The 3,058-nt window shown below is 40.5% G+C and carries 3 protein-coding genes; all 3 read left to right on the forward strand.

The window, feature by feature from the left end:
• The first annotated feature begins 44 nt into the window (after positions 1-44).
• The 3 genes from IJS99_02090 (at position 45) to IJS99_02100 (ending at position 2,946) form a co-directional block, all read left to right on the forward strand.
• Positions 45-683 (forward strand): thermonuclease family protein, encoded by a 639-nt coding sequence (locus IJS99_02090; GenBank protein ID MBQ7560612.1) that lies wholly within the window; start codon positions 45-47, stop codon positions 681-683.
• An 81-nt stretch (positions 684-764) separates the two neighbouring features.
• Positions 765-2,060: a class II D-tagatose-bisphosphate aldolase, non-catalytic subunit gene (locus IJS99_02095; protein MBQ7560613.1), complete on the forward strand. Its 1,296-nt coding sequence runs from the start codon at positions 765-767 to the stop codon at positions 2,058-2,060.
• Between the two features lie 37 nt (positions 2,061-2,097).
• Positions 2,098-2,946: a class II fructose-bisphosphate aldolase gene (locus tag IJS99_02100; GenBank protein MBQ7560614.1), complete on the forward strand. Its 849-nt coding sequence runs from the start codon at positions 2,098-2,100 to the stop codon at positions 2,944-2,946.
• Positions 2,947-3,058: the final 112 nt, after the last annotated feature.

The following is a 3,058-nucleotide window of genomic DNA, read 5'->3' on the forward strand; positions in this document are numbered from 1 at the left end:
GATAATTTATGATTTAATATTTTAGTGAAGGGATTTGATTTATCATGTTAAAGCGTATTATCATCGCAGTAATTCTTGTAACAGCACTTTCTTGTACCTGCTTTGCTCACCCGGGCAAACTTGACTCTAAGGGCGGACATGTCGACAAAGAAACGGGCGAATATCATTATCACAAAGGCCCTAACGCTCTTGAAATTCTCGAAATTCGGCGCAACACTCTTTACAAGGCAAAAATTGAAAGAGTTGTAGACGGCGACACGGCTATTGTCTCGTTCATATTCCCCGACGGTAAGAGATACCAGAAGCAGCGAGTTAGATTTTTAGGAGTCAACACTCCTGAGACAGTCCACCCAAATAAACCCGTTGAATTTTACGGCAAAGAAGCAAGCAACTTCACGAAATCACAATTAGCAAATAAAACCGTGTGGCTTCAGACAGACGTGAGCGCGCTTGATAGATATGATAGAATGCTCGCTTATGTGTGGCTTGAGGAGCCTTCAAAAGGTGAAATGGACAATGACGAAGTTGCAATCAGAACAAAAATGTTTAATGCTAAATTATTGCTCGACGGTTATGCTCAAGTTATGACAGTGCAGCCTAATTCGCGATATTCTGAAATTTTCGTGAGATTCCAGCGCGAGGCAAGAGAAGGCAAAAAAGGTTTATGGGCCGACGAGAAATAAAAATTTTTGCAAGTTTATGCTCCTCTGTTAATATAGACGGGGGAGCTTTTATTATATTTATTAATCAGGAGGTCTGAATAAATGACAAAATTAAATCCCTTGCTTGAGTTAAGAACTGGGCAGAGATTCGGGATCCCTTCATATTGCAGCGCTAATGAATTAGTGATCGAGGCAATTTTTGAGCAGGGCAAGAAATTTAATGATTATGTCTTAATCGAGGGAACATCGAATCAAATTAATCAATTCGGCGGCTATACAGGAATGACTCCGGCAGATTTTCGCGATTATGTTTTCAAGATTGCCGATAAAGTTAATTTTCCGCGCGATAAAATTATTCTCGGAGCTGATCATTTTGGCCCGTTGACTTGGACGAACTTGACGGAATCTGAAGCCATGAAAAACGCTCGTGAACTTGTTAGACTCGCTGTCTTGGCCGGATTCAAGAAAATTCATTTAGACACAAGCATGAAATTATCTGATGACCCAGTAAATGAAAGACTCTCAGATGAAATTATTGCAGAACGGGGAGCGATTCTATTAAACGAGTGCGAGAAAGCATATCAGGAATTATTACGCTCAAATCCTGAAGAGATTCGGCCGGTTTACATAATAGGTTCTGAAGTTCCCATACCGGGCGGCTCTCAAGAAGAAGACGATAAATTACAGGTTACAAGAGTTAAAGATTTCGAGAACACGCTAAAAATTTATAAGCGAAAATTTGACGATCATAATTTATCAGAGAGATGGCGCGATATTATTGCTGTTGTTGTACAGCCCGGAGTCGAATTCGGAGATAAGGACGTACATTTTTATAATAGAGGGGCAGCAAAGGAATTAACGGACTCGCTCAAGAATCACCCTGATTTAGTATTCGAGGGACATTCAACGGACTATCAGACTAGGGAGAAATTACGGGAAATGGCAGAAGACGGAGTCAAGATTCTCAAGGTCGGGCCGGCTTTGACTTTTGCGTTACGTGAAGGCTTATTTGCTTTGAGCTTTATCGAGCGTGAACTAATACCGGAAAATCAACGCGCAAATTTTATGGAAATTTTAGAAAGTGTAATGCTTGCTAATCCTGAACACTGGCGAAAACACTATCACGGCTCGGAACTTGATAAATTTCTTGCGAGAAAATACAGCTATTCTGACAGGTGCCGATATTATTTCAGTTTACCGGAAATTAAAGCAGCTATTAATAAATTATTCGCAAATATTGATAGTGTCGAGATTCCGGCGGGACTATTAAGTCAATTTATGCCGCGTCAATATAAATTAGTCCGTGATAAATTGCTTGATTTAAAAGCTGACTCACTCGTTAAAAATTTTGTTGTCTCATGCGCTGAAGATTATAATTACGCCGTAAAAGTTAATTAGCTGTTAAGTTACTTGATAAGAAAGAAGGAATAAAATTTTGCTTGTTACTTCAAGAGATTTGCTCTTGGATGCTCAGGAAAACAAATACGCCGTCGGAGCCTTCAATATAGAAAATATGGAAATGGTGTTAGCTGTCCTGAAAGCTGCCGAAGAAACCCGCTCGCCCGTCATAATGGAGACAAGCCCGGGAACTGTAAAATTTGCGGGATTTGATTTTTACTTTGCTAACATAAAAGCAGCTGCCGAACGTGTAAAAATTCCCGTAGTATGTCATTTAGATCACGGAAATAGTTTCGAGATGGCTGCATTGGCTGTGAAGTCCGGTTATACTTCAATAATGATTGACGGGAGCAAATTAAAATTTGACGAAAATATTGAGCTGACTCGTTCAGTCGTGAGATTCTGCCATGCCGCAAAAATTCCCGTTGAAGCTGAACTTGGCCGCGTTGGAGGTAAAGAAGACGATTTAATTAATCCCGACGAGAATCCATTTACAGACCCAGACGAAGCTAAAGAATTTGTCTCACGCACTGAATGTGATTCGCTGGCTGTAGGAATAGGCACCGCGCACGGAGTCTATAAAGGAGTTCCCAAATTAAATTTTGATGTTCTCGCAAAGATTCATGAATTAGTAAATGTGCCTTTAGTCTTGCATGGAACTTCGGGAGTCCCTGATGATCAAGTTATAGAGTGCATAAAATTAGGAGTCTGCAAAGTAAATTACGCTACGGATTTAAGAATAGCATACACAGAAGGCGTAAAGAAATATTTAAGCGAACACCCCGGCACAATTGACCCGAAAAAATACGGCGCAGAAGGACTCGATAACGTTAAGAATTATGTGAGTCAAAAAATGAAAGTCATAAACAGCTGTAATAGTGCATAAAAATTTTTTCAGCCGCCGTCTCCCACCCACCCACCCCGACGGCGGCTTGCTCACTCTGACTCTAATTGCTGAAGCCGAAAGTTTTTAAGAATTTCATGATATATGGCAGTGC

This window comes from Synergistaceae bacterium, assembly GCA_017444345.1.
Taxonomy (GTDB): domain Bacteria; phylum Synergistota; class Synergistia; order Synergistales; family Aminobacteriaceae; genus JAFUXM01.